Below are 1,777 nucleotides of genomic sequence, written 5' to 3'. Positions count from 1 at the left end.
GCCCAGGAGGCCGCCCTGGCCGCGGTGCTCGCCACCGCCGCGGACAACCGGGAGGCGCTCGCGGCATTGGCGGCGCTGCCGCTGTCGCCGCCGTCGGATCTCGCCGCGGTCACCGGCCCCGACGGTTCGGTGCAGCTTCGCTGGCGGGCGTCGCCGTCCGTCGGCGGCCCCGTCTCCTACCGGGTGGAGCGCGTCGTGCTCGTCGAGGGCGCCGCGGCGACGCTGGGTCGGCGCAGCCTGGGTACCACCCGCTCCACCGAGCTCTACGACGCCGGCGCGCCGGCGTGGACGCCGGTGCGGCACGAGGTCACCGCGATCTGCGGCGAGCGCCGCTCCGAGCCGGTCGCCACCGCGCCCGTGGTCTGCACCCGCGACCTCGCCGAGCTGCGCGCCGAGCGGACCGCCGCCGGGATCCGGCTGGGCTGGCAGCTCGACGGCGCCCTGTCGGTCGTCACGGTCGAGCGGACCGTCGTGCCCGGCTCGTCCGTCAGCCAGCCGCTGCGGCGGGCCCGGGTCACCGGCGGCGTGTTCCACGACACGGACGTCGTCGTCGGCGTGATGTACCGCTATCACGTCTTCGTCGAGTACCACGACGCGGCCGGGCGCCCCGTCCGCACGCCGGGCGCCGAAGCCGAGGTCGAGGCGACCGCCCGGCCCCGGCCGGTGCAGGACCTCGCCGCCGTCACCACCAGCGGGCGCACCACGCTGCGCTGGACGCCCCCACCTGGCTGGGAGGTGCGGATCTACGCGACGCCGGTCGCGTCGGGTTCCGCCGGTTCCGCCGGTTCCGCCGGTTCCGCCGGTGGCGCCGGTGGCGCCGGTGGCGCCGGGAACACCGGTCCGCGGCTGATGTCGGGTTCGGGCCCGCTGCCGCTGCCCGGTGCCAGCTCGGGCCCGCTGTCGATGCCCGGCTCCGGCCCGCTGCCCCTCGGCGGACTTGGCGGCGAGGGCGACGAGGTGCCGCTCGCCGCCATCACCGGGCCCGTCCGCCTGGTCGGCGCCAGCCGGGCCGGGCAGGCCGGGGAGTCCGCCCCGGTCGGCGAGGTGATCTACACCCCGGTGACGGTGCACGGGGAGTCGGCCGTCGTCGGCCGGGCCGTGCGGCACGTGGTGATCGAGCCCGTGCGCGACCTGCGCGCCGACGACCGCGGCGAGTCGATCGTGCTGTCCTTCCAGATGCCGCCCGGGGTGACCGAGGCGAGGGTGCTCTGGCGGCGGGACCGGACGCCCACCGGTCCGGACGACCCGTACGCCGCCAGCGCCAAGGTCACCAACACCAGCCTCGAGATCAAGGGCGGCTGGCATCTCGCCGCCCCGGCGGACGGGTGGGCCTACCATGTGGCCGCCTATCCGATGTACCGGACGGGCGGGATCGCCCGCGTCGCAACCACGGGGGTGGCGGTGCTGGCCCGTCCCGCGACCCGCAGCGACCCGCCGCCGCGGCTTGCCCCGGCGTCCGGGCCCGCCACCGGCGGTCACCTCGTCGCTGGCCCGGGCGGTCTTGGCCCGGGGAGTGCTGGCCCGGGGGGAGGGCCCGGGAGCATCCTTGCCGGTCCGTTCGCGGGGTGGCCCCCCGCCGGGTCGGACCCGTCCGGCTCCGACCCGGTCACCGCCGCGCACCCGCTCGGGGGCCCGGCCCAGCCGCGCTACGGCGCGATCCCGGTGCCTGAACCGGTCGGCGCCCGCCATCCGATGGCGGGGGTCCCTCAGCCGGGCGGGACCCGGGGGCCCGCGGATGGGGACAACCCCCCCACCACCCCGCTCGGTGGCCTGCCCC

Annotated in this window: 1 pseudogene; it reads left to right on the top strand. The window is 78.3% G+C overall.

From position 1 onward, the window contains the following. Positions 1 to 1,777: pseudogene (locus ND748_RS31315) on the top strand (zinc ribbon domain-containing protein); the annotation flags it as partial.

The sequence above is a fragment of the Frankia sp. AiPs1 genome (assembly GCF_023716945.1).
Lineage (GTDB): Bacteria > Actinomycetota > Actinomycetes > Frankiales > Frankiaceae > Frankia.
This window is presented reverse-complemented; position numbering and strand designations above follow the sequence as displayed.